Annotated in this window: 22 protein-coding genes, 1 tRNA gene and 2 pseudogenes; 14 read left to right on the forward strand and 11 right to left on the reverse strand. The window is 37.7% G+C overall.

The window, feature by feature from the left end; translation table 11 throughout:
* Both J678_RS21970 and J678_RS21975 read left to right on the forward strand, forming a co-directional pair.
* Nucleotides 1-793: IS3-like element ISAba21 family transposase (locus J678_RS21970; RefSeq protein ID WP_032027527.1), on the forward strand; the 793-nt coding region annotated here is incomplete at its 5' end.
* A 786-nt stretch (nucleotides 794-1,579) separates the two neighbouring features.
* Nucleotides 1,580-1,656, forward strand: a tRNA-Arg gene (locus tag J678_RS21975).
* Between the two features lie 117 nt (nucleotides 1,657-1,773).
* Here the strand turns inward: J678_RS21975 and J678_RS21980 are convergent.
* Nucleotides 1,774-2,466: a nitroreductase family protein gene (locus J678_RS21980; protein WP_017398197.1), complete on the reverse strand. Its 693-nt coding sequence runs from the start codon at nucleotides 2,464-2,466 to the stop codon at nucleotides 1,774-1,776.
* A 223-nt stretch (nucleotides 2,467-2,689) separates the two neighbouring features.
* On the opposite strand from J678_RS21980, the gene J678_RS21985 reads away from it, so the two are divergent.
* Nucleotides 2,690-3,187 (forward strand): YcxB family protein, encoded by a 498-nt coding sequence (locus J678_RS21985; RefSeq protein ID WP_004711841.1) that lies wholly within the window; start codon nucleotides 2,690-2,692, stop codon nucleotides 3,185-3,187.
* Between the two features lie 39 nt (nucleotides 3,188-3,226).
* A complete protein-coding gene (locus tag J678_RS21990; RefSeq protein WP_031956477.1) occupies nucleotides 3,227-3,868 on the forward strand; it encodes a fumarylacetoacetate hydrolase family protein in 642 nt (213 codons plus the stop codon).
* Nucleotides 3,869-3,943: 75 nt separating this feature from the next.
* Here the strand turns inward: J678_RS21990 and J678_RS0104685 are convergent.
* Nucleotides 3,944-4,738, reverse strand: a pseudogene (locus J678_RS0104685) (helix-turn-helix domain-containing protein).
* Nucleotides 4,739-4,843: 105 nt separating this feature from the next.
* Between J678_RS0104685 and J678_RS21995 the strand changes: the two are divergent.
* Nucleotides 4,844-5,758 carry a DMT family transporter gene (locus J678_RS21995; RefSeq protein WP_006580678.1) on the forward strand — a complete coding sequence of 305 codons (915 nt, stop codon included), beginning with the start codon at nucleotides 4,844-4,846 and terminating at the stop codon, nucleotides 5,756-5,758.
* A 20-nt stretch (nucleotides 5,759-5,778) separates the two neighbouring features.
* Here the strand turns inward: J678_RS21995 and J678_RS22000 are convergent, their stop codons facing one another.
* Nucleotides 5,779-7,026 (reverse strand): YihY family inner membrane protein, encoded by a 1,248-nt coding sequence (locus J678_RS22000; protein WP_002050751.1) that lies wholly within the window; start codon nucleotides 7,024-7,026, stop codon nucleotides 5,779-5,781.
* A 297-nt stretch (nucleotides 7,027-7,323) separates the two neighbouring features.
* On the opposite strand from J678_RS22000, the gene wrbA reads away from it, so the two are divergent.
* Nucleotides 7,324-7,926, forward strand: a complete 603-nt coding sequence (wrbA, locus tag J678_RS22005; RefSeq protein ID WP_006582614.1) for an NAD(P)H:quinone oxidoreductase — start codon at nucleotides 7,324-7,326, stop codon at nucleotides 7,924-7,926.
* Nucleotides 7,927-7,980: 54 nt separating this feature from the next.
* Here the strand turns inward: wrbA and J678_RS22010 are convergent, their stop codons facing one another.
* From J678_RS22010 to J678_RS22020, 3 genes are all read right to left on the reverse strand, one after another.
* Nucleotides 7,981-8,556 carry a xanthine phosphoribosyltransferase gene (locus J678_RS22010; protein WP_002050789.1) on the reverse strand — a complete coding sequence of 192 codons (576 nt, stop codon included), beginning with the start codon at nucleotides 8,554-8,556 and terminating at the stop codon, nucleotides 7,981-7,983.
* 71 nt (nucleotides 8,557-8,627) lie between these two features.
* Nucleotides 8,628-9,341 (reverse strand): DUF3108 domain-containing protein, encoded by a 714-nt coding sequence (locus tag J678_RS22015; RefSeq protein WP_002050776.1) that lies wholly within the window; start codon nucleotides 9,339-9,341, stop codon nucleotides 8,628-8,630.
* A gap of 157 nt (nucleotides 9,342-9,498) precedes the next feature.
* Nucleotides 9,499-10,170 (reverse strand): hypothetical protein, encoded by a 672-nt coding sequence (locus J678_RS22020; protein WP_031956479.1) that lies wholly within the window; start codon nucleotides 10,168-10,170, stop codon nucleotides 9,499-9,501.
* A 233-nt stretch (nucleotides 10,171-10,403) separates the two neighbouring features.
* Here J678_RS22020 and J678_RS22025 point away from each other — a divergent pair, with 233 nt between their 5' ends.
* Entirely contained in the window at nucleotides 10,404-11,288 is an 885-nt protein-coding gene (locus J678_RS22025) for an energy transducer TonB (protein WP_031956481.1), read from the forward strand.
* An 88-nt stretch (nucleotides 11,289-11,376) separates the two neighbouring features.
* On the opposite strand, the gene ybeY is transcribed toward J678_RS22025, so the two are convergent.
* Genes ybeY through miaB form a run of 3 tightly spaced genes read right to left on the reverse strand, consistent with a single transcriptional unit; the run spans nucleotide 11,377 to nucleotide 14,440 of the window.
* Entirely contained in the window at nucleotides 11,377-11,853 is a 477-nt protein-coding gene (gene ybeY, locus J678_RS22030) for an rRNA maturation RNase YbeY (RefSeq protein WP_004711856.1), read from the reverse strand.
* A gap of 9 nt (nucleotides 11,854-11,862) precedes the next feature.
* Nucleotides 11,863-12,951 (reverse strand): PhoH family protein, encoded by a 1,089-nt coding sequence (locus J678_RS22035; RefSeq protein WP_002050786.1) that lies wholly within the window; start codon nucleotides 12,949-12,951, stop codon nucleotides 11,863-11,865.
* A 37-nt stretch (nucleotides 12,952-12,988) separates the two neighbouring features.
* Nucleotides 12,989-14,440 carry a tRNA (N6-isopentenyl adenosine(37)-C2)-methylthiotransferase MiaB gene (miaB, locus tag J678_RS22040; protein WP_002050781.1) on the reverse strand — a complete coding sequence of 484 codons (1,452 nt, stop codon included), beginning with the start codon at nucleotides 14,438-14,440 and terminating at the stop codon, nucleotides 12,989-12,991.
* Between the two features lie 287 nt (nucleotides 14,441-14,727).
* Between miaB and J678_RS22045 the strand changes: the two genes are divergently transcribed.
* The 4 genes from J678_RS22045 (at nucleotide 14,728) to J678_RS22060 (ending at nucleotide 18,998) form a co-directional block, all read left to right on the forward strand.
* Entirely contained in the window at nucleotides 14,728-16,671 is a 1,944-nt protein-coding gene (locus J678_RS22045) for a lytic transglycosylase domain-containing protein (protein ID WP_031956482.1), read from the forward strand.
* Nucleotides 16,672-16,728: 57 nt separating this feature from the next.
* On the forward strand, nucleotides 16,729-17,391 hold the full coding sequence (locus tag J678_RS22050; protein WP_004711857.1) for a hypothetical protein: 663 nt from the start codon (nucleotides 16,729-16,731) through the stop codon (nucleotides 17,389-17,391).
* A 211-nt stretch (nucleotides 17,392-17,602) separates the two neighbouring features.
* A complete protein-coding gene (locus tag J678_RS22055; RefSeq protein WP_002050778.1) occupies nucleotides 17,603-18,589 on the forward strand; it encodes a malate dehydrogenase in 987 nt (328 codons plus the stop codon).
* Nucleotides 18,590-18,752: 163 nt separating this feature from the next.
* The gene (locus J678_RS22060; protein ID WP_004711858.1) at nucleotides 18,753-18,998 is read left to right on the forward strand and encodes a DUF2789 family protein; all 246 of its coding nucleotides are present in this window, start codon (nucleotides 18,753-18,755) and stop codon (nucleotides 18,996-18,998) included.
* A gap of 50 nt (nucleotides 18,999-19,048) precedes the next feature.
* On the opposite strand, the gene J678_RS22065 is transcribed toward J678_RS22060, so the two are convergent.
* The gene (locus J678_RS22065; RefSeq protein ID WP_002050748.1) at nucleotides 19,049-19,576 is read right to left on the reverse strand and encodes a hypothetical protein; all 528 of its coding nucleotides are present in this window, start codon (nucleotides 19,574-19,576) and stop codon (nucleotides 19,049-19,051) included.
* 68 nt (nucleotides 19,577-19,644) lie between these two features.
* On the reverse strand, nucleotides 19,645-20,250 hold the full coding sequence (locus tag J678_RS22070) for a 2OG-Fe(II) oxygenase (protein ID WP_002050740.1): 606 nt from the start codon (nucleotides 20,248-20,250) through the stop codon (nucleotides 19,645-19,647).
* 117 nt (nucleotides 20,251-20,367) lie between these two features.
* Between J678_RS22070 and J678_RS22075 the strand changes: the two genes are divergently transcribed.
* From J678_RS22075 to J678_RS22085, 3 genes and pseudogenes are all read left to right on the forward strand, one after another.
* Complete coding sequence (locus J678_RS22075) at nucleotides 20,368-21,225, forward strand: 23S rRNA (adenine(2030)-N(6))-methyltransferase RlmJ (RefSeq protein WP_004711861.1); 858 nt, start codon at nucleotides 20,368-20,370, stop codon at nucleotides 21,223-21,225.
* Nucleotides 21,226-21,266: 41 nt separating this feature from the next.
* Nucleotides 21,267-22,100 (forward strand): CDP-diacylglycerol--serine O-phosphatidyltransferase, encoded by an 834-nt coding sequence (gene pssA / locus J678_RS22080; RefSeq protein WP_032027530.1) that lies wholly within the window; start codon nucleotides 21,267-21,269, stop codon nucleotides 22,098-22,100.
* Between the two features lie 17 nt (nucleotides 22,101-22,117).
* Nucleotides 22,118-23,204: pseudogene (locus tag J678_RS22085) on the forward strand (DUF6670 family protein).
* Nucleotides 23,205-23,542 lie beyond the last annotated feature (338 nt).

Here is a 23,542-nt window from a genome sequence, read left to right on the forward strand (position 1 = left end):
GTCACGATTTTATGATTGGCTAAAACGAGGCATGAATAAAAGATTGGTTCAGCGAAATCAACAGACAATTTTGGTCAAAATAGCTCATGAGGAAACTAAACAAAGCTATGGCTATATTCGATTAACTAAGCATTTACAAGCGCAAGGTATCAAAATCAGTACGTATGCTGTACGTCAAATAAAAAAGCTCAACCAGCTGTATTGTAAGCGTCATAAGCGTTTCAAAAGAACTACGAAGAGTGATCATAATCGAGCGATCTACGCAAATTTACTAGAGCAACAGTTTTCAATGACTAAGCCCAATCTTGCATGGTCAAGCGATATTACATACATTTGGACTGCTGAAGGTTGGTTATACTTGGCAGCAGTAAAAGACCTGTACACGAAACAAGTGGTTGGCTATAGCTTAAATGAGCGTATGACCGCACAACTTGTTTGCAATGCACTGACTATGGCGATTCGTAATCAAAAACCAACGAAAGGCTTAATTATTCATTCGGACAGAGGCAGCCAATATTGCAGCCATGAATATCGAAAGATACTGGAAAAATGTGATTTTCAAGGTTCAATGAGCAAACGTGGGGACTGTTACGATAATGCACCGATTGAAAGTTTCTGGGGCATACTCAAGAATGAATTAGTGCATCATTGCAACTATAAAACCAGAGATGAAGCTAAAGCAGATATTACAGAATACATTGTGTTATTTTATAATCAGCGAAGAATTCAAAAGAGTTTGGATTTTAAAACGCCAAATCAAATAGCAGAGAACTTTTATCGGTTAGCTGCCTAGCATATCCCAAGTGAAAGTCTCCTGCTAATTCAGCACATATCAGATGTTGAAACATTTCCATTAGCAATATTTATGTCAGAAACGTTTACATTAACAGGAGAGCCTGTGTTTACCACAGGATTCACCGATACAACATTACCCAGGTCCTGAGTAACTTTTGTTATCGAAGATACGAGATTTTTCAGTAAGAACATGATGGTCTATTTCCTGTATATTTATGTATTTTTAAGTAAGTATTTATTTATTGCGTTAGGCAATTATTGAGATATGTTTCTCAATAATTAAAATTTAGTATTGGGTAGATCTCAAAAAGTGTCAATGCATATTTCTACTCAAATAATTTGATACTTATAATATTTTGACAATTAGTTATTCATTCTGATTTAGACATAAAAATAATAATTTTTTTTATAATATATAGTTTGAAGATGAATGTATGTTTCTCTCATTTTATTATTATTTTTTATAATTATTAATGCTAAATAATTTTATTTATAAAAATACTTTTGCATAAGTAGAAATATATTATTTATATAATCCTGACTAAAAAGCTAGGCTTTTATTTCTGTCAATTTGGCCAAAATGCCCAAATTGGATAGATGAAGTCAGAAAACTTTAATTGCAAAAAAATATTTCAAATACATTTTATGGGCAAACAATCCTTTTTTGAACAGCTATGTTACTGAGGTATTTTATTATGGCTAAGAACTAGACGCTTGATGACAAAAAGATGAAAAAGGTCTTTCTAAAATGAAAAAACTGCGTATAATGCCCTCCATCAAGTACGCGCTCATAGCTCAGCTGGATAGAGCACTTGGCTACGAACTAAGGGGTCGGGAGTTCGAATCTCTCTGAGCGCACCACTTGAAGAATTAACCGCTATATAGCGGTTTTTTTGTGTCTATTTTATATGGATACTAATAAAAAAAGCTGGTGCACATGGCGACCAGCTTTAAAAAGTTCTAAATTCAAAAAAAACATTATCCGAATGTTTTAAAACGGCTTTCATCATCAATAAAGGTTTTTTCACCAGCTTTAGCTTCAATAGAACCAAAAACTAACTGAGCTCTTAGCTTCCATTCAGATGGAATATTAAATAAAACATTAATTTTTTCATCAATAATTGGGTTGTAGTGTTGCAATGAAGCGCCAATACCTTGTTCGGTTAAAATATTCCAGACTGCAAATTGTGCGATTGCTGTTGAATGCTCCGACCAGATCGGGAAATTATCAGCATAAGCTGCAAACTGTTCTTGTAAACCTTTAACCACGTTCTGATCTTCATAAAACAAAACTGTGCCTGCACCAGCAGCAAAACTTTGAATTTTTTGTTCTGTTCCAGATACAGCTTCAGCTGGAACAATACTTTTTAAAACTTCAAGAACTGTATTCCAGAATTTATGATGGGATTGTCCAAATAAAATGACAGCGCGAGATGATTGAGAGTTAAAAGCAGAAGGGCTGTGTCTGATTGCTTCTTGAATTAACTTTTCAATTTCATCATTTGATTGGCTTAAGTTATTTCCAATTGCATAAATAGAGCGGCGGTTCTTAATGAGTTCTATAAAAGAAGTTTCATTTGAAGATTCTAGCTCTTGAGCGGCTTTTAAAGCCACATCTTCTTGAGCTGTCGTTTTTTGATTTAAGCCAAATAGTTTTGCAAAGAAAGACATGACGTATTCCACTAAAAAGACAATAGAAGTATTTTATAAATTTAAAGATATGGAATAAGCCTTAAAAATATGAATCTACGTTCTATATATGAAACAAGTAAGCAGTATGTATGAGTGAAGGCTTTATAGTTTGAGCAAAAATAAAAAATCACTTTTGATTCATTTTAAAGCGTAGATGAATATGCTCTAATAGTTTCGATTTATTCAATATTGATACATAGTGATGACCGAGCAAAAAAGCGCTTTATCTTTACGTTATTATTTAAATTTAGAAGAGTCTCAAGACGGGTTTGGCTTGGTGACATTCGGAAAGAAACAATTCACACGTTTTTTAACCCCTGTTATTAGTATTGCAATTGTTATTTGGGGTTTTTATTTAGGCTTATCAGGCGTTGGTCGCTACTATGTTGCTTTGGGTATTTTTTTCCTGATTATGCAAGGTTTAATGCGCTATTGGCTTTTACCTATGATGTTTAAACGTCAATTTGTTCGTTATCAATTTGGTAAGAGCGAGCAGGGGATCGATTTATATCAAGATTACTTTGAACTTTATGCCGCTGGCCGTAAGCAAGTTGTACAGTATGGTGATGTGCAGACTTTTGCCAAAGGTAAACTAACTTATATGCTTGAGTTAAAAAATAAAACGGTCATTATTGTACCGAAACGTGCCTTTGCTCAAGCTTCAGATCAAACTATATTTGAAAATACATTCAAGAAGTAAGTTATTGGAATTATTAGCCGCAACAATAAAGGAAGCCTCATGAAAACACGTCCTTCAAAAATCGTTTGTGTGGGCAGAAGTTATGCTGATCATGTAAAAGAGCTGAACAATGCAATGCCGGGACGACCAGTATTGTTTATCAAGCCGCCAAGTAGTTTGATTGGTTTAGATGAAGGTATTTCGTGGAATCCTGCTTGGGGTAGCTGTCATTTCGAATGTGAGTTTGTTTTACGTATTGATCAGCCACTAAAAGGAGAAACCGATCCGCAAAAAGTACTACAAGCTATTGGTGCAGTGACTTTAGGGTTGGATTTGACATTACGTGACTTACAAAATGAATTAAAAGATAAAGGTCAACCTTGGGAAAGAGCAAAAGCATTTGATGGCTCATGCGTACTTGCGGACTGGGTAGATGTAAGTGAAATTACGAATTGGGAAGAAACTAAATTTACTTTTCATATTAATGATGAACTGCGTCAAGATGGTAATACCGCCTTACTCATGTTTAATATAGCTAATCTATTAACAGATATTAATCAGGTGTTCTCACTTGAACCGGGCGATGTCATTATGACTGGCACGCCAGCGGGTGTAGGACCATTACATGCTGCTGATCAGCTAAAAATGACTTTGAAAGGTGCGACTCAGGATTTTATTTGGGAAACCTTTGTGAAAGCATAATTTGATTTATCTCACTAAGTTTTGAACCCTATTATTGAACCAATAATAGGGTTTTTTATTATACCCAACATTAATTTATTGATAGAGCTTTCTGAACTGGTCTGGTGTAAAGCCCATCCAACGTTTAAACATATATATAAATGCTGATGCACTGGCGTAGCCTAAATCAAAAGCAATACTTTCTATGGTTTTACCTTGATTGAGCATAGTCATCGCTTTCATGACTTTTAGTCTTTGTCTCCACTCATGTAAAGACATTCCTAACTCTTTTTGACTGTAACGAGCTAACGTTCTTTCGGTCATATTGTTCCGTTCAGCAAGTTCTTGCAAAGTACTATTGTCTGCAGGACATTGATGTAAATCATTTAGTATTTTGGCTAAGGCTGGATGATTTGTTGTAGGTAAATAACTACCGACCAAATCAGCTTTTATGAGTTGATCTAATAAAACTTGGAGTAGGCGTATATATTCGACCTGGGTTTCATCTTGGGGATTTTGCCTTAAGTGATCAAGTAAAGCAGGCACAAGCGGGGAGGTTAATAATATACCTGCCTTTTGCGGTAACTTTTGGCACAGGCTTTCATGAATATATAAAGTTGCATGAGTTACTTGGTTGCGGTTAATTCCGCTATGTTTGGTATAAGGCGGTAACTAAATCCCATAAGGAGGCGGAGTTAAATAATTAATTTGATCAATATTAACTTCGAGTACACCACTAAACGCATAAATAAACTCACCCCATGCATGCGCATGTTGAGGATAAATCGTTTCTGCGGGTGCATTGCGGACACGAAACCAAAGCAAATCAGGGATGGCGTTATGAGCAGGAATTTCCTGAAAATCCTGCACACGTTGAGCTGATTTTTTCATCTTTGAAAATTGCCTGAAATTGCTTATGTGTTGTCTGTTTTTCACTATATCATGTAAATAAGACAGTTCTATAGTCAGATTTTTCGCTATAAAGAAAGGTGCTATATGGAAGAGCGCAAAAATCTGGATGCCAGAGCCTCGGCTTTAATGGTGCTTTTATGTATGGTGTTAGGGCTGCAACAGGTGGTTCTGAAAATAGCAGCACCAGATATTTCACCGATTATGCAAATTGCTTTACGCTCTGGTTTATCTGCAGTTCTAGTTCTACCTTTATTGTGGCGTGATCATTCGATTCATCTGTTTTCTTATCAGCAATGTAAAGCTGGTGCTCTTGTCGCTTTATTTTTTTCATTAGAGTTTTATTTCGTTACCGAAGCTTTAAAGTTTACTTCGACTTCTCACACTGTAGTTTTACTCTATACCGCTCCAATTTTTGTCGCCTTAGGATTACATTGGAAATTTCCTACTGAACGCTTGAACCGAGCGCAATGGGGAGGTATTGCTTTAGCTTTTATGGGAATTATTATTACATTTTACCCTACAACCACAGCTATAAATGCACCAGCTATAGCGCAAGTTTTATTAGGTGATTTATATGCACTTATGGCTGGACTTGCATGGGCACTGAGTACCATTATCGTTCGTTTATCTTCTTTAGCCCAAGCACCAGCAACTCAAACTTTATTTTATCAATTAACGGGTTGTTTTATTTTATTAATCTCAATCGCTTTTTTGACAGGTCAAACAACTATTCACTTAACAGCTTTAACAATTCTAAGCTTAAGCTTTCAAACTTTAATTGTATCTTTTGCAAGTTTACTATTATGGTTTTGGCTACTCAGAAATTATTTAGCTTCACGATTAGGAGTTTTCTCTTTTCTGACGCCACTATTTGGTGTGCTGTTTAGTGTTTTGTTGTTAAATGAAAAATTAGAAATTAAATTTATTTTTGGAAGTATTTTAGTGCTATCTGGAATAGTTGTGATGAGTCTAAAGCAGGGCCAACCAAACAAAGGTTAAGCCCTGTTATGAGTTGAATATTATTTCTCTTCAAAAATTGTTGAAAGTGGAATTGAGAGTTTCGCAGCTAAATAGTCATTTGATTCTACTAAAGCAGGGCCAATTCTTTCCATCCATTCATCATCATCATGTACATTTAATACATCCGGACGTAAAGGAAGTGGATAAGGCAATGCAGTAAAGAAGCTCCAAAAATCGACTTGAGATAAATTACGCACTAAAACATATTCATCTTTATCTGTACGTTTCACTAAATTTTGCTCTTCAAGCAAAACAACATAAGCGGGCCAACGGCCAATCTCACCACGGCCTAAAATTGCCAATGCTTCTTTATCACTTACACTTTCGCCAAGTTTTTGCTTTTTATAAAATAATTCTAAAATATCAAGTAGCATGAGTACGGGATGTCTTTTTTGTTCTTTACCCGAGTGAAAAGCAGTAAGCGCAAAACTCACCTCGACACCGAGCAACACAATATTCCAAGATAAGAAGACCCATAATAGGAAAATAGGTACTGCTGCAAATGCGCCATATATGATTTCATAACTGGTAAAGTTTGACATCACAAAACTAAATAAATTTTTGAGTATTTCAAACAGTACAGCACTTAAACAGGCGGCAATTGCTGCTGAAAATAGAGGGACTGTGCGGTTGGGAATAGTCCAATATAAAATGAAAAAACCTAGAACAGTAAGAACAAAAGAAATAAGCCAGAGCAAGAATGCACCATCAAGTTGATAGCCCGTGAAGTTATTACTCAATAAGTTCATAGATGCAACAGTTGATGAAATAACAAATGCACTGCCTAAAATAATCGGACCAAGTGAGATAATGGTCCAATAACGCATAAAGCCAACAATGCCGCTACGGGTTTCTTTTACTCGCCATATACGATTAAAAACAGTTTCAATTGTGGTCAGCATTAAAACTGTGGTGACAAATAGAAATAACACGCCAATCACAGTTAAATTGCTAGATTTTTCAGTAAAAGCATTAAGTGCTTTATCAAATGCAATTGTGCTTTTAGGTAAAAAATTACTATAAATTAAGTGCTGTAACTGTTGTCTGGCTGGTTCTAACGCTTTAATTGAAGAAATAATAACCAAAAATACCGTTAGCATCGGCACAACGGCAAAAAGAGTTGTGTAGGTGAGAGAGCCTGCCTGTTCCCGGCAACGATCAGCTTCGAAACGCTTAATTACGAATAAAATAAATTGAAACCAGGTCTTGTTATAAAAAGGAAGTCTCTTCAAAAAACGTTCTAACATGCGTCATCTATCCCGATTTTTTTAATCATGATGTGGGTGATTGATATTCACCGGTGTATTCGGTTGAGAACACTATGGTTGGTGTGAGGAAAACTTTAACCTAAAGAATAAAAAAGTATTCTGAAAGTTCCCTATGTATCATGGTAACAAAAGGTAGTAAAAAGCTTTTACAAATATTTGTTACGGTTGCCTTTAAAAATCAATCACCTTTAAAAATCAATCACCTTTAAAATTTCATAAAATTGGCTAAGCCAAAAAAATAAAAAATACCGTATAGTGTTCTTTTTAACAAAATTCATGAAACCGATGCAACCTTACATTCTTGTGCTTTATTACAGTAAATATGGTTCTACTAAAGAAATGGCGCATCTTATTGCGAATGGTGTTGAATCTGCAGGTATCAGCGTAAAAATACGAACAGTACCCAATATTGCAACAGTTGTAACTGAGGCTGAACCGAGCATTCCCGAAGAAGGCGATATTTATTGTACTTTAGAGGATTTAGCCAATTGTGCAGGCTTGGCTCTAGGGTCTCCAACCCGCTTTGGTAATATGGCGAGCGAAATGAAGTATTTTTGGGATCAGACCACAAGTCTTTGGTTGAATGGTGCTTTGCATGATAAACCGGCATGTGTTTTTACTTCTTCTGGTTCAATGCATGGTGGACAAGAAAGTACTTTGTTGACGATGTTACCTCCATTATTTCATCACGGCATGATGATTTTAGGTTTGCCAAATTCTATTCCTGCGTTGTCGAATACGAAAACTGGCGGAACTCCTTATGGTGCAAGCCATGTGAGTGGTCCTAGACATGACCAAAGTTTAAGCCAAGATGAAAAGCTTTTATGTGAAGCACAAGGTAGACGTTTAGGTGAAATGGTAAAAAAGCTTTGCCTATAGTTTTATAAAAATAAAAAAAGAGCGAAAGTCCGCTCTTTTTTTATTGAAACAATTTTATTCTTTAACAAAAGTTACTGTGCCATCAGTAAGTGATTTAACACGTGCTAATGACTCAACGCGGTAACCTTTCTCAAGCAATAAATCACGACCAGGTTGGAATGATTTCTCAATCACAATACCAACACCTACAACCTCTGCGTTTGCTTGGTGAATTAAGTCAATCAAACCGAGTGCAGCTTGACCATTTGCCAAAAAGTCATCAATTACTAAAGCTTTATCGCTTGAGTTGATGTGTTTATTTGAAATAGCAATAGTACTTTCTGTTTGTTTAGTAAAACTAAACACTTTGGCGCGATATAAATCGTCTTTCAAAGTCAGCGATTGATATTTACGAGCAAAAATCACAGGTACACCAAGTTCTAAACCTGCCATGATTGCTGGCGCAATACCTGAAGCTTCAATGGTAATAATCTTGGTAATCCCTGCATCTTTGAAGCGAGCGGCAAATTCTTTACCAATCTGCTGCATGAGGACAGGGTCAATTTGGTGATTTAAGAAAGCGTCGACTTTCAACACTTGATCAGATAGAACGATACCTTCTGTTAAGATTTTCTGTTCTAGTGCGTGCACGGGAGAATCCTCTAGACGGATGCTTTTAAAGCAAATGCGTATTTTAAAAAGCATCCGAAAAAATGCAAGCTTTAATTCGTTTTACCGCTATAACTTGTTAATAACAAACCATAAGATGTTTTGCCATCAATATGACTTACCTTAACCGGTAAATAGTCTAATTTAGGCGCTAGCCAGAAAATCGTACTACGATCTGGTCGGCCATGTTCTAAGACAACTTTTACAGTATCAAAAGTGCCATAAGAAGTTTTAATTTTTTCGCTGCCTTGTTTTACAAAACGGCGGTTTTCAACTTCTTTTGCATCGGCAAGAGGGTACGAAGACTTAAGTGAACCATTTTTTAAATCTTCACGCACTTGCAATTCAGCATTTAGCTCGTCAAGTACGCCCGGCTGCCAAGCAAATGTTCGTGCTTTATCATCTTTCTTGGTGCTAATTGTCTTATTGCCAGGGTTAAAATTAATATTCATAGTATTGTTATGAATTAAAATTTTACTGGTACGGCTAAAGCTTTGTGATCCGATTTTGCCATTTGCAAAACTGAATTTACTTGTTTCGCTCGCAGAAGCAATTCCGCCTGCTTTTGCAGTGAATAGATAAGTCCAGTTATTGCCTTGTTGACTAAGTGCGCGTGTTGCTGAACCCATGCCTTTATTATTATAGGTAAACTGATAATTTGCCTGAAATGGGCTCATGGCAAGTGCATGGCTAGAGAAACTTGCAATAAGCAAAGTTGTCGAAATACCAGTTGCGATGCTGAATGATTTCAGAAATTTTGTTGCCATAAGTAAATATCCTTGTACAGACTGAAAGGTCAGTGCTGATGCATCTATGACTTTTGCATATTATGCCTGTTGATCATGGAGAAAAAATCAGGATTTATGCTAAATATGTAATCTCTTTGTGTTTTTTAACAGTGAATTACTTTGGTTCATACAGTTGTTATGCATCTTTTTGCTGTATTGGCGTAATTTCAGTATCTTCAAGATCATCTTCAAAGTCATCTTCTTGGTCTCGGAAAAGTAACGCGGCAAGATTGACGTTACCAAAGACGACTAATTCTGCTTCACGTACTCGAGCATAGTTGATATGTACCTTTCCTAAAGTTTCAATAATGCTGGCTTTTTTACCGAACCAACGATTTAGGTCTAGAAAGATAAGGTCATCTTTTTCTTGGGCTACGCTAAAACGCTCTAAAATCATGCCCAATGGATCTTTTTTTAGAATTTTGTGATAGTAAAAAATAGCAGCTTTTACAGCAATCTTTTGCCAGAAATTTTTATATTTAGCTTCTACAATTTGTGTATTACTAATTTGTTCAAATACAATAAGTTGCTGTTCTTTGTTGAATTCCATCTGTATCAATTTTAAGTCGACAGATAAAGTTGTCTCTAAACCTTTAACATGCATTGTGGCATAGAGTCTTAACCAGTCATGATAAAGGTCTGCATGTAGATCATCTAAAAACTCGACATTATTAGTCACGTAACGTTCTAAGGTCGCATTTAGAAAAGTTTGCGACAATGTAAAATCTCTTTCTTCCTCAATGAAGGCTTCAGCTTTTCGGTAGACTTTATGAAGACGTTTGACTAATGAGGAAAATAGCGTTTGCATAAAAGAACTTCCAGAAGATGAATTATTAAAGAAACAACACACTCTTTATTATGTTAAAAACAGGTTTTGATATTGCAGTGTAACAAATTTAATTGATACATTTTCACAAAATGAAAATGGATAAAAACTCATATTTGAAGTGAATCACACTTTTATCCATATTTGAATATCAGTTTGTATTTTGTTCGGTTATTAATACTCTGGGGAAAAGGCATTTATATGCTTTTAAGATTATGTTGAAAAAAAGAAGTCTTTCTATAGAGCCTTTTCATTATTGGTGGCAAGACCGAGTCTTTATTGTCGCGATAATACTCGCAATCTTATTGCATACTTTTGTGCTGCTCATCCATTTTGCGATGCCTGCACCATCAGAACAATCGACTAAAGAAATTGCGATATCGGTTCGTCCTACAGAAGAGATCGTTAAGCATGCAGACTTTTTAGCTCAAGCAGACCAGCAGGGTTCGGGAACTTTTCGAGCGGCTCATCGAATGTCCAGTAATTCTCCGACGCCTATGCCGACTGATGCTTCAACTGGCGAAGCTCAGTTAGACACTTTGGAAAAAGTGCAGCAACAAAGAGAACTTAAATTTGAAGAAAAAGTATTAATGACTGTGTTGAGTTGGCAGAAACAAGCAGAGGAGAGCCAAAGGAAAAAAGCACTTGAACAGTTACAGAGCCAATTTCAAGAAAAAGCCGCAATGGTCGCGAGCCTTGAAGCTCAATATTTGCAACGTCAGCAAGATTTCAGCCGCCAACAAAAAATAAAAACATTAGATGGTATTCAAGCCAAGAAAGATGCCTCAGCAGCTTATCTAGATAAATTCCGTGAAAAAGTAGAGCTTTACGGTAACCGCTATTATCCAGAAGAAGCCAAGCAGCAACAGCTAAAAGGGGAAGTCCGCCTTATGGTGATTTTAAATGCTCAAGGGGGAATTCGTGCAATCCGTTTACTTGAAAGTTCAGGACATCCAGTTTTAGATGAGGCAGCAAAGGCATCAGTACGTCGTGGAGCACCGTTTGGTCGTTTTGATGCAAATATGAAGGATATTTCCGAGCTACGTATTGTGCGTACTTGGCGTTTTGATCCAGCTGAAGCCGAGTTTGAAGTTCATTAATGAAAAAATGTGGATAACTTTTAGGATATCCACATTTTAAAATGAATTAAGAAGCTATTTGCGTTCTTAATGGTTTGAGAGAAATTGATTATTCCTGATAAGGATTAGCAATATTGAGTTTAGCTAAAATTTCGATCTCTAAACCTTCCATTTCTTCTGCATCTTCATCACTTATTTCATGGTCATAGCCGAGTAAGTGCAGAACACCATGTACTAAAAGATGTGCAAAATGATTTTGGGCAGTTTTCTTTTGTTCCAGAGCTTCTTGTAATACCACTGGAATACAAATCACCAAATCACCTAGTGGTAATGCATCAAGCATTGGTAGGACTTCTTCGGGAATGTCGCTTGGAAACGAGAGAACATTGGTGGGTTTATCTTTCTCACGATATTGCAAGTTAAGTTGATGGCTTTCTTCCAGATCAACACAGGCAACACCAATTTCACAGTCTTCTTTGTAGCCAACGTGGCGTAAAGTTGTCTCAATAATTTTTTTGAGTTGAGCTCGTTTGAGCTCTAACTCAGGGGATTGAAAGTCTTGTTGTAAACTTAAACTGATTTTCAAAGTGAATCCTTAGGCATCCTGATGTTGCAGGTCTGCTGCTGTATCGTTTTCAGCGACTAATGCTTCTTGGCGTGCTTTACGTTCAGCGCGTGCTTCAGCATTAAGACGCTGTTGTTCACCATCCCAACCTTCATACGCTTCAACAATTTTTTGAACAAGTTGATGACGTACAACGTCGCGAGAATGGAAACGGGTAATATGAATTTCTTTAATGTTCTCAAGTACACGAAGGGCGTGTGCCAAACCGGATTGTTGGCCTCGAGGTAAATCTACTTGGGTAATGTCACCTGTAATCACTGCACGAGAGCCAAAACCTAAACGGGTCAAGAACATTTTCATTTGTTCAGGCGTAGTGTTTTGCGCTTCATCCAAAATTACAAATGAATGGTTAAGTGTACGGCCACGCATATAAGCAAGAGGTGCCACTTCAATCACTTGACGCTCGATTAACTTGGCAACTTTTTCAAAGCCAAGCATTTCGTAAAGCGCATCGTAAAGAGGACGTAGATATGGATCAATTTTCTGGGTGAGATCACCAGGTAAGAAACCGAGCTTTTCTCCTGCTTCTACTGCAGGGCGAACAAGTAAAATCCGCTGGATTTCATTACGCTCTAACATGTCGACTGCGGCGGCAACTGCTAAATAAGTCTTACCTGTACCAGCAGGGCCTACACCAAAAGAAATATCGCTTTGTAAAATACGTTGTACATAGCGTTTTTGATTGGCACCACGTGGATTAATGCGACCTTTTCGAGTCTGGAAATAGACATCCATTGGCGCATCATGCTCTTCCATCTCTTCACCAACTAACTCGAAATTACGTTCAGTTTGTGAAGATTGAATCAAGAGATGTAATAGATCAGCACTGATTTGCTGAGACTCTTCAGTTTCTTCGTAGAGTCGTTGCAATAATGCTTCGGCTCTCCCAACAGCATCTATCTCACCATCTATGTGAAAAACATCTCCACGATGAGTAATTTTGACATCTAAACGCTGTTCGATTTGCTTAAGGTGCCCATTATAGGCACCCAAGATGCTCTTTAAACGTTCCATTGAAATTTCAGGAAATGTTACGGTACGTCGAATCGCTGCAGTCAAGAGAAAACCTTTCAGTAGACTTTAGAATACCTCTACATTACGCCACGTCAGGCTCAAGATTCAAGAGTTCACCGTAAACTAAATTTAAAGTTTTAATTTCAGTAATCTCGATCTCGGCAAAACGGCCAACCCAAGAAGCATCACCTACAAAAGTTACTAAGCGAGTATTGTCTGCTGTACCTACTAAAATATTAGGGTCTTGATCAGACACTTTCTCGATAAGTACACGTTCAATTTTGCCAAGCATTGCATCAGTTTTTTCAATACTAGATTGCTTAATGACTTGTTGAACTTGTGCTAAACGTTCTTTTTTAACATGTTCAGGAGTTGTATCTGGTAAGTCAGATGCTGGTGTGCCAGGGCGTTTTGAGTAAACAAAGCTATAAGAGTGATCGAAGTCTAAATCTTTGATAAATTGCAATGTTTCTGCAAAGTTTTCGTCAGTTTCGCCTGGGAAACCAATAATAAAATCGCTCGATAAATGCATATCCGGACGTATTTTACGTAACTTGGCAATCTTGTCGATGTATACATCAATCGTGTGATTTCGCTTCATTGCTTTAAGTACATCGTTAGATCCACTTTGTACAGGCAAATGTAAGTGTGAAACCATTTGAGGTAAATCTTCATAACACTGAATAAGTTCATCGGAGAACTCAAGCGGGTGTGAAGTTGTATAACGTAAACGGCCAATTCCAGGAATTTCTGCAACGAGTCGTAACAATTCAGGGAAGGTACAAATACCACCTTCGAATGTTTCACCACGATATCCGTTTACATTTTGACCGAGTAAGCTAATTTCACGAACGCCTTTTTCAGCAAGACCCGCGATTTCTGCAAGCACATCATCAAGTGGACGAGAAACCTCTTCGCCACGAGTATATGGAACCACGCAGAAAGAGCAGTATTTAGAGCAACCTTCCATAATAGAAACGAATGCTTTGAAACCTTCTACGCGCGGTTCAGGTAAGAAGTCGAACTTTTCAATATCCGGGAATGAAATATCAACGAGCTTAATTTTTTCTTTTTTCGGCTTTTCCACTTGTGCGTGATGTTGGTCAAGCATTTGTGGTAAACGGTGTAAGGTTTGTGGGCCAAAAATCATGTCGACATATGGCGCACGTTTTTGAATGTTGTCACCTTCTTGAGATGCAACACAACCACCTACACCAATCACAAGGTCAGGATTTTGCTCTTTTAGTTTGCGCCAGCGGCCTAATTCACTAAATACTTTCTCTTGTGCCTTTTCACGGATAGAGCACGTATTCATGAGCAGAATGTCTGCTTCATTAGGGTTAGTTGTTAAAACGTAACCGTGAGAATCCCCTAAAAGGTCTGCCATACGGTGACTGTCATACTCATTCATCTGACACCCTTGAGTTTCAATATATAATTTCTTTATTGAAACATCAGTGGTGTGCGTTGGCTGGGTAACAGTGTTTTCTGAGGCAGCTTTGGCACCATTGGGAATGAAGGTTTGAACCGTCATGTAGGCTCCTAACAGATCGATCTAAATAAATAATAAAATGACCCAAAACGGGTCAAACCGATCATTATAGCAGTATTTGAGCCAGACAGATAACAATAAACTGCCATAAGCTGCACATGATTTATGAAGACAAATGACATAAATTTTAATGATGACGAATCAGATAGTTACATAACACAACAAAAGAATGTACGAAGAATAATTAAACTATGCCTAAAGGTGGATAGTCAGGGTTTAGCACATTTATGAGACCAGGTAAAAAGAGCTCATCAAACAAGAGTCGTGTGATGAAAAATAAATATGCACATCGTAGCTGGTTAGGAGCTGTGTGTTTACTTGGTTGTTCATTGTCTTATGCCGCAGAAGAACAATTTAACGATGCATTAAATGCCGCCAATAGTGGTAATACTGCTTTATTAGATCAATATCAGGCTGCAATGCAAAATGATGTGTTGGGCTATTATCCTGAATACTGGAAGTTAAACAGTAATTTAGGATTTCAATCTCCAACATCAATTGTAAGTTTTGCCCAGCGCTATCCACAATCTGCTATGGCAGAGAAGCTTGCAGCGGATTATGTTGAAGAAAAAGTTAAACAAGCTGATTTTGTATCTGCACAGCCATTGTTACCTTATGTCTCTAACCCTGACCCAGCCGAAAATTGTGCTTTGGCGCAGGTACGAGCTAAAAGTGGTGATGCATTGGTATTTGCAGAATATAAAGATGTTTGGTTAGCCACTGAGTCACAACCAGACTCTTGTGTTGGGCTAGGCCGTATGATGCTTACCAGTCCATTAATGAGTACCCAAGATAAGCAACAGCGTCTGTGGGTACAGCTACGTTCAGGCTTATCAGGACAAGCTCTTGCAACTGCTCAAAGTCTTGGAATGAATCTTTCTTTGGCTCAGCTCAACCAGATTCAGGCGAATCCTCTTAATTATTTATGGACTGCTCCAAAGACCAATGATGTAGATTATGCCTATTTGATTTTCGCATTAGGTCGTTTAGCGAATAATGATTTAGGTAATGCTTTTGCAAATGTACAGCGTGTAGCGCAAGGTACTCCAGAGAGCGTGCAAAAGTATCTTTATCGAACCGTGGCTTATATCGGTGGCACGACGGTGATGAAAAATAACTTTAACCGTGAAGTACTTCAATATTTTGATGCCAGCTATGGTTATCCGCTAAGTCCTGAAGAAGCTGAAATTTATGCACGACAAGCTATTCGCTTTAGCGCATGGGAAAGCTTAATTCGTGCGATTGATAGCATGTCAGTTTCCCAGAAACAAGAAGATCGCTGGCAATATTGGTTAGCCCGTGCGACAGAACAACGTGGCGATAGTAACTCTAAAAACACGGCACAGCGTATTTATAAAAAATTAGCTGAAAGTGGGGATGATTATCACAATCTTCTTGCAAAAGACCGGTTAGGTGTACGTTATAACCATCAGCCATATAACGACGAGCCGACTGCAAGCGATTTACGCCGTCTAGATCAAAATATTCACTTTAATCGTGCATTTACTTTAAGACGTATTAACGCAAATCCAACGTATACCAACCGTGAGTGGAACTGGGCAGTCCGTCAAGCATATCTTCAGCATGACGATGGATTATTATTGGCTGCGGCAAAACGTGCTCACGATATGGGATGGTATGATCGTGCAATTTACGCAGCAGATCGTACAACGAATAAACATAATGATACGTATCGTTATGTGACTCCGCATAAGACTAATGTCGTAAGTCATAGTTACAATGCTGGAATTGATCCTGCGTGGGCTTATGGTTTAATGCGTCAAGAAAGTCGGTTTGTTACCTCGGCACGTTCTCATGTAGGAGCTGGTGGCCTTATGCAAATTATGCCTGATACAGCAAAGTTGATTGCTCGTCAGATGGGGGAGACATATAATCCGACGGCGTTAAGTGAAATGAATACCAATATTCGTTATGGAACATTTTATTTATCAATGATTCAAGGGCAGTTAAGCAATAACCCTGTTTTAGCGACAGCAGGCTATAATGCTGGCCCAAATCGTGCAAGACGTTGGCAACCCGATTACCAACCGATTGAAGCTGATCAATATACAGAAACCATTCCATTGCTTGAGACTAGAGATTATGTCAAGCATGTCATGACAAATGCGACCCATTATGGAGTGGTGTTGGGGCAAGGCGCTCAGTCGCTAATACAGCGTATGAAAGTCATTCCAATGCGATCATCACCTTAATTTTAGATGATGAATGATGGAACATTCTTTTAATTGGCATAACCAAGTTTTAATTAAATGAAATATAGATATCTAGGACTTCATCCAATATCGCAACTTGCATGGTGGCTCATCTGTGCAAGCATTGGATTGATGAGTTCTGTTTTACATGCGGAACCTGTAAACGTGCAAGGTTATGTTATGCATGTTCAGATGACGCCTGCTGTCTGTTCGCTAGATCCTTCTAAACAGAAGCAGCGTAAATGTCTTGAAGGGTACTCACTCACAATTACGGGTTTAATGCCTGAAACAACTAGAACGGACTGTTCAACTGAAAGTTCTGCCACCCTTTCGCCCTTGCAAGCTAAAGTCGTTGCTCGAGTGATGCCAGACAACAACGCTCGTGTGCAACTTTGGAAGAGTGTTGGTGGCTGTGTACCTATGAACGCCAGTCAGTATTTCCGTACAATTATTAACTTCGCTGAACGATTAAAAATACCTGCCAATTTAACCAGTTCTAGTAATGTAGAAATGCAACAATCTACATTACGTCAACAATTTACAAAGCTTAACCCGAGTTTGCCACAAAATGGCATTCGTTTTTCGTGCCAACTTTCACGTTCCGATGTTGTACTTACTGAAGTTAAAGTTTGCTACACAGTAAATGGCCAATATAAGCAATGTTCAAATCATGTAGTCTCTAATTGCCCAAGTGAAATTACAATTAAAGGTAGTTATTAAGAGTAGCTACCATTTCACAGAAAAATGCTCACCATACATTGAATCTATTTGTAAAGGTTAATTTGTATTTTCTATCAGACTTTTGGTGAAAATGAGTCGCTTTTACATGCATCTGCAACTTCTTTAGAGTACAATCTTTGCCGTTTATGATGATTTGGTTAAGTAGAATCGCTATTTAGCCCGATTAAGGACACTCATTGGAGACAATTACATGAAGCAACCCGTTCGTGTTGCCGTGACTGGCGCTGCAGGTCAAATTGGTTACAGCTTATTATTCCGTATCGCAAGCGGTGAAATGTTAGGTAAAGATCAACCTGTTATTTTACAATTGCTTGAAGTTCCAGTTGAAAAAGCACAACAAGCGCTTAAAGGCGTAATGATGGAACTTGATGACTGTGCTTTCCCTTTATTGGCTGGCATGATCGGGACTGATGATCCTAAAGTTGCATTTAAAGATGCTGACTATGCATTATTAGTTGGTTCTCGCCCACGTGGTCCTGGTATGGAACGTGCTGACTTGTTAAAAGTTAACGGTGAAATCTTCATTGGCCAAGGTCAAGCATTAAACGAAGTTGCTAGCCGTGACGTTAAAGTATTAGTTGTAGGTAACCCTGCAAATACAAACGCTTACATCGCAATGAAATCTGCTCCAGATCTTCCAGCGAAAAACTTCACAGCAATGTTACGTCTTGACCACAACCGTGCATTGACTCAAGTTGCTCAAAAAGCTGGTGTTGCAGTTGCTGACATCGAAAAATTAACAGTTTGGGGTAACCACTCTCCAACAATGTATGCTGACTACCGTTTTGCTACTGCAAATGGTGAAAGCTTAAAAGACAAGATCAACGATCCAGCTTGGAACAAAGACGTATTCCTTCCAACTGTTGGTAAGCGTGGTGCTGCGATTATCGAAGCACGTGGTTTGTCTTCTGCTGCTTCTGCTGCTAACGCTGCAATCGACCATATGCGTGATTGGGCACTTGGTACAAACGGCAAATGGGTAACTATGGGTATTCCATCTGATGGTTCTTATGGTATTCCTGAAGGCGTTATGTTCGGTTTCCCTGTAACAACTGAAAACGGTGAATACAAAATCGTTCAAGGTTTAGAAATCGATGAATTCAGCCGTGAGCGTATCAACTTCACTCTAAACGAGCTTGAAGAAGAACGTGCAGCAATTGCTGATATGCTAAAATAATTCATTAGTTAAATGAATTGGAAAAGCACTCTCTTGTAGGGTGCTTTTTTATATTTGAAATTTAATAAGAACACACAAAAAACAACAAGAAAATATAGACCTAGATATACAACTAACATCTATTGTTGCTAGATTATTGAAAAGAAGCCATGGGAGAATAACAATGTTTGAACAGCAACCGACATTACAACTTTTATTCGAGCAATTGGGTTTAGATGCTGATGACGCGAGTATTGAAAATTTTATAAAAACGCATCAGTTACCCGCTGAGCAGAAGTTACATGAAGCATCTTTTTGGTCCCAAGGTCAAAGTGATTTCCTAAAAAGCCATTGGGAAAAAGATGATGAGTGGATTGTCGTCATTGATGAACTTAATGAGCAGCTACACGAAGATAGTGTAAAAAAATAACCAAATAAAAAGGCCTGTTTATAAATAACAGGCCTTTTAAAATTCACACTTTAGTGAGTTTTGAATTTTAATAATTCTTTATACCATGGCTCATGGCGTATTGGATGAAATACCGGATGTTCATGAACCAACTCAAGATCACATTGAGCAGTTGATAAATATTTTGTAAGCCAATGTCGGGTAAGAGCTGGTTTTTCCTGCGCTGCCGAAGCATAAGCCAAGAAAAAGTATATATCACTATGGTGATGGTGAGCTAAGGGCTTTAAAATTTGCTGTGCAATGAGCGCAAAGCGTTTTTCTTTATTTAGCTCAAAATAAATCATATACGCTTTAGCTAAATGAAGAGATAAATTCAAATACAAACGCATCGGCATTTCATCGTATTCCATACGAGCTTGCTCAAGCAAAACAATAGCTTCTTGCAAAAAATGAATTTGCTCTTGACGAACACGGCTTAATACAACGAGCTGCATACGTAAATCTGCACGTTCCAAAGCAAGTTCGGGCGTATTCTCAGTTAAATAGAGTTGGTCTGTTTCACCAATTCTGCTCACAATCATTTTTGTTTCAATAGACATACGCCTTCGCCCTTTTTAATCAATAGCTCTTATATCGGGTTTATTTAAGAAATTTAAAGAGCACTTATCTAACCCCAAATCGAGTTTCCACTACGAAGCCAAGCTGTAATTGATAAACGCTGCTGTTTAGAAACTAAAACTTCATGAAGCAAATTACTTTGGAAAATAACTAGGCGATTAGGTTCTGGCGTAATAATGTGCCAAATATCATTTTTGTCCTGCAAGCGTAATTGTCCTCCCCAATCATCCTGCCATTCAGGATGTAAATAATAAACAGTAGAAATAATACGATCATTTTTTTGTTGAGGATTATCTCGATGTAATGCATAAAATTCACCTGCGTTATAACAGGCAAAATGCGCTTCAACCTCTTTAATTCCTAAAAAGAAAGCTTGATTTAGATGTTGGCAAAATGAAGTTAGGGTTTCGACATGTTGTTCGGCAATAGGAAGTGACTCATTAATCCATAAAATATGATCGCTTCGAATAGTACTCACTACACCATTTTGAATCCCTGCTTCACGGAACTCATCAAAGTGATGACTACACTCTGTGGCAACTTGAGCAAGATACTCAGTAGAATAGGCATGGTTTACAATTGCAAAACCATGTGCATTTAAGTCATCTAAAATCTGGTTCAGATTCCAACTGTCAGGAAGTGGTCGAGAGCGCATATAACCTCATATCGATCGTAAGAAAATCAAGCAGCCTTATTTTAGATGATCACAACCTTACGAAAGAATATTTTTTTCATGTTAAACTATTCGTTGAATTGAGGAATTAAAGTCAACATGAATTACCGTCACCATTTCCATGCGGGCAACTTTGCAGATGTTATGAAGCATGTGCTTTTGCTACAGCTTCTCAACCGTTTAAATGCTAAAGATAAACCTTATCGTTATATCGATACGCATGGAGGTGCAGGAAAATATGATCTATCTCAAGCACCTGCACAAAAGTCAGGAGAATTCCTAACGGGTATTCATCGTCTTGTACAGCTTTCTGAAATGGAAAAGCGTCAAGCTCCTGAAGCAATCCAGCAATACTTAAAACTCGTAGAAGAATTACGTACTGAAGAAGGTAAAGGTAGCTATCCGGGTTCTCCTTGGTTTGCTTTGCAAGGTATGCGTGAAATCGACAAAGCGACTATATTTGAAATGCAGCGCGATGTTTTTCAGCAATTACGTCATAACATTCGCGATAAACGTGCAGGTTTACATGAGCGTGATGCATATGAAGGTCTGCTCGGTGTAATTCCACCGAAAGAAAAGCGCGGTCTGGTTATGATTGACCCGCCTTACGAATTAGAACGTAAAGACTTTCCACAATTGGTTGAGCTCTTGCAAAGCGCTTATAAGAAATGGCCAACAGGTGTCTTTGCAGTTTGGTATCCAATCAAAGACCGCGCAATGATTGAACGTTTTGAAAAGAAAATGTTCAAAACTGGAATTCGCCGTCAATTAATTTGTGAAATTTGTGTATGGCCAGATGACACACCTGTAGGTCTGAATGGTTGTGGTTTATTGGTAATTAACCCACCTTGGCAGTTCTCTGAGCAAGCAGACCAAGCCCTACAATGGTTATTTCCTCACTTACGTATGCAAGAAACAGGTGGTCACGCTGCTGTTCGCTGGTTAGTGGGTGAGTAATAATTAATCTAAATCAATGCACATGTTTGGAATAGAAAATAATGACAAATGCGCCTAAACCAGAGCAAGATTTAACTCATAATGAACATTCTTTTGATGGGATTACGTTCGAAGTGGTTGAAGAAGAAGATAATCCGGAAGGACAAAAAGTGAAGCGCCGAGGTATTTATCTTTGGCCTAACTTAATCACGACAGCCGCTTTGTTGTCTGGTTTCTATTCCATTATTGCAAGTATGAATGGCGAATTTACACAAGCGATCTATGCCATTTTTCTTGCTGCTTTGTTCGATGGATTAGATGGACGTGTTGCCCGAGCTATTGGTGCTCAAAGTGCTTTTGGTGAGCAATATGATTCTTTATCTGATTTGTTAGCATTTGGTGTGGCGCCAGCAATGCTGATGTATAGCTGGAGTCTCCATGATTTAGGTCGCATCGGCTTAGCATGCTGTTTTGTTTATACGGCTTTTGCAGCATTCCGTTTTGCGCGGTTTTATGTTCAAATTGGAGTAGTTGATAAACGCTATTTTATTGGTATTGCAAGTCCATTAGCTGCAATTATCATTATTTCGCTTGTATGGGTGGCTCGTGATTATCCGTTTATTTTCGATTTACGTGATATTGCGATTCAGGTCATTAATGCGGTAATCATGGTTGTTGTTGGTTTACTTATGATTTCCAATATTAAATATTATTCATTTAAGCAAATGGACCGCAAACGTGTTCCTTTTGTAGTTATGTTGCCGGTAGTACTGATTTTTGCAGCAATCACTTATAATATCCCAATGGGTATTCTGATTGTTTCAATCATCTATGCTCTATCAGGTTTTGTTACCACACTTTTAGCTAAAAAAAATAACGAGACTATCAAAACATAAATTAGATGAGGTTCAGTATGCCTAAGTTGATGAGTCCAATAAATCAATTACAGCAACTGAGCCTCAACTCAAATGAGGGTGTTGTTTATCAACCCGCTAGAGGCTTCTTTAAAGTTGTCTATCAAGGCTTAATCCTTCCAAATTTACCGGCCCCACTTCGTTATCTTAATTATATTAGTCTAATCGGGCAGCCTAGAATTCCACTTTGCTATAACGCAAACAGTATTGTGACTTCAGCAATTGATACAGCAACAGTACTGGTGAGTAACAGCCTACACAGTGTAAGTCACTTAAAAACCTATTCTATCCGAAGACAATGTCAACTTACTCCTAATAGTTACCAATTTGATAAAACAGATCTTATTGAATGGCAAATTCCAAGAGTTCAGCTTAGACGAACAGATTCTGAAATGAGTTGTGACTTAGTTGTCCAAACACCTTCTGATATTTCCAATTCTTCAGCACTACAGTGGGGAATATCTGACTACTGGTCTGTTTTATGTCATTGTGAAGGAGAGATTTTATATAAAGGGCAGAAATATGAAGTCAATGGATTAGGACGTTTTAAACATGCTCGGGCCTTGCATTTACCTTTCTTATCTTTATGTTTTTATACCTGCCAGATTATTAATTTAAATGAAACAACACAAATCACACTTTCTCAAATAAGAAATCAATGGAATATTATTCTGTTTTCACGTTTAGATATTCAAGAGCTAGGAAAGCCTGCTGTCACATTTACGGAAGATGTTAATTTCCATATCCATCGGGTTTATCCAAAGGTTGAAACACCACATGGACGTGAAATGTATTTACCTCGAGAGTTTTCTTGGCAGTGTAAAAAAAATGGAAAAGTAATTTTCGAACTCTATGCAGAAAGTCGTGGTGATTACAAATTTGGATTCGCTGCTGGATATATTGGAAGTTTCCGTTATCAGCTAAGTTGGAATGATCAATGCCTTCAAGGAGAAGGTGGATATTGTGAATATATCGATTGCCGTCCATTAAGATGGCAAGAGAAGAATCAAGATGAGAAAATCCTAGATAAATTGATGCTTTTACAACCGTGTTTATATAAAAAATGAATATTTTTATCATTTTTGATCAAAAAGCGAACTGTCGTTGCACTAATATTAAAAAAGGTATTGCAAAGGGATTTGGATGGTCTATAATGCACATCCATCGGCGGTGATGCAGATAGAAACTTGTTGAAAAACAGTTACTTGAGATTAAGTTGGTTACTTTAAGTGATGAATTTGATGTTAAGTTGGTTTGAAAGATAAGTTTTAAAAATATCGAAATTACCTGTTGACTTTTAAGAGATTAAGAGTAATATAGCCGACCTAGCTTGCTGGTGACGAACCAGGAAGAAGATCATTAAGAGAATTGAAGAACAACTTGTGTGGATTTTTACTGATTGATTAATCGAAATAATTTTCATT

Source organism: Acinetobacter sp. 1424608 (genome assembly GCF_000588255.1).
In the GTDB taxonomy this organism is placed as follows: domain Bacteria; phylum Pseudomonadota; class Gammaproteobacteria; order Pseudomonadales; family Moraxellaceae; genus Acinetobacter; species Acinetobacter nosocomialis.

What these genes read in the sequence shown, in the direction of transcription:
- J678_RS22050 (WP_004711857.1), top strand. Translation starts at nt 16,729, where the DNA reads ATGAAATATAGATATCTAGGACTTCATCCAATATCGCAACTTGCATGG.
- J678_RS22020 (WP_031956479.1), bottom strand. Translation starts at nt 10,170, where the DNA reads ATGCAAACGCTATTTTCCTCATTAGTCAAACGTCTTCATAAAGTCTAC.
- J678_RS22055 (WP_002050778.1), top strand. Translation starts at nt 17,603, where the DNA reads ATGAAGCAACCCGTTCGTGTTGCCGTGACTGGCGCTGCAGGTCAAATT.
- J678_RS22000 (WP_002050751.1), bottom strand. Translation starts at nt 7,026, where the DNA reads ATGTTAGAACGTTTTTTGAAGAGACTTCCTTTTTATAACAAGACCTGG.
- J678_RS22015 (WP_002050776.1), bottom strand. Translation starts at nt 9,341, where the DNA reads ATGGCAACAAAATTTCTGAAATCATTCAGCATCGCAACTGGTATTTCG.
- J678_RS21990 (WP_031956477.1), top strand. Translation starts at nt 3,227, where the DNA reads ATGAAAACACGTCCTTCAAAAATCGTTTGTGTGGGCAGAAGTTATGCT.
- J678_RS21995 (WP_006580678.1), top strand. Translation starts at nt 4,844, where the DNA reads ATGGAAGAGCGCAAAAATCTGGATGCCAGAGCCTCGGCTTTAATGGTG.
- J678_RS22025 (WP_031956481.1), top strand. Translation starts at nt 10,404, where the DNA reads ATGTTGAAAAAAAGAAGTCTTTCTATAGAGCCTTTTCATTATTGGTGG.
- J678_RS22045 (WP_031956482.1), top strand. Translation starts at nt 14,728, where the DNA reads ATGAAAAATAAATATGCACATCGTAGCTGGTTAGGAGCTGTGTGTTTA.
- J678_RS21980 (WP_017398197.1), bottom strand. Translation starts at nt 2,466, where the DNA reads ATGTCTTTCTTTGCAAAACTATTTGGCTTAAATCAAAAAACGACAGCT.
- J678_RS22060 (WP_004711858.1), top strand. Translation starts at nt 18,753, where the DNA reads ATGTTTGAACAGCAACCGACATTACAACTTTTATTCGAGCAATTGGGT.
- pssA (WP_032027530.1), top strand. Translation starts at nt 21,267, where the DNA reads ATGACAAATGCGCCTAAACCAGAGCAAGATTTAACTCATAATGAACAT.
- miaB (WP_002050781.1), bottom strand. Translation starts at nt 14,440, where the DNA reads ATGACGGTTCAAACCTTCATTCCCAATGGTGCCAAAGCTGCCTCAGAA.
- J678_RS22075 (WP_004711861.1), top strand. Translation starts at nt 20,368, where the DNA reads ATGAATTACCGTCACCATTTCCATGCGGGCAACTTTGCAGATGTTATG.
- J678_RS21985 (WP_004711841.1), top strand. Translation starts at nt 2,690, where the DNA reads ATGACCGAGCAAAAAAGCGCTTTATCTTTACGTTATTATTTAAATTTA.
- J678_RS22070 (WP_002050740.1), bottom strand. Translation starts at nt 20,250, where the DNA reads ATGCGCTCTCGACCACTTCCTGACAGTTGGAATCTGAACCAGATTTTA.
- J678_RS22065 (WP_002050748.1), bottom strand. Translation starts at nt 19,576, where the DNA reads ATGTCTATTGAAACAAAAATGATTGTGAGCAGAATTGGTGAAACAGAC.
- wrbA (WP_006582614.1), top strand. Translation starts at nt 7,324, where the DNA reads ATGAAACCGATGCAACCTTACATTCTTGTGCTTTATTACAGTAAATAT.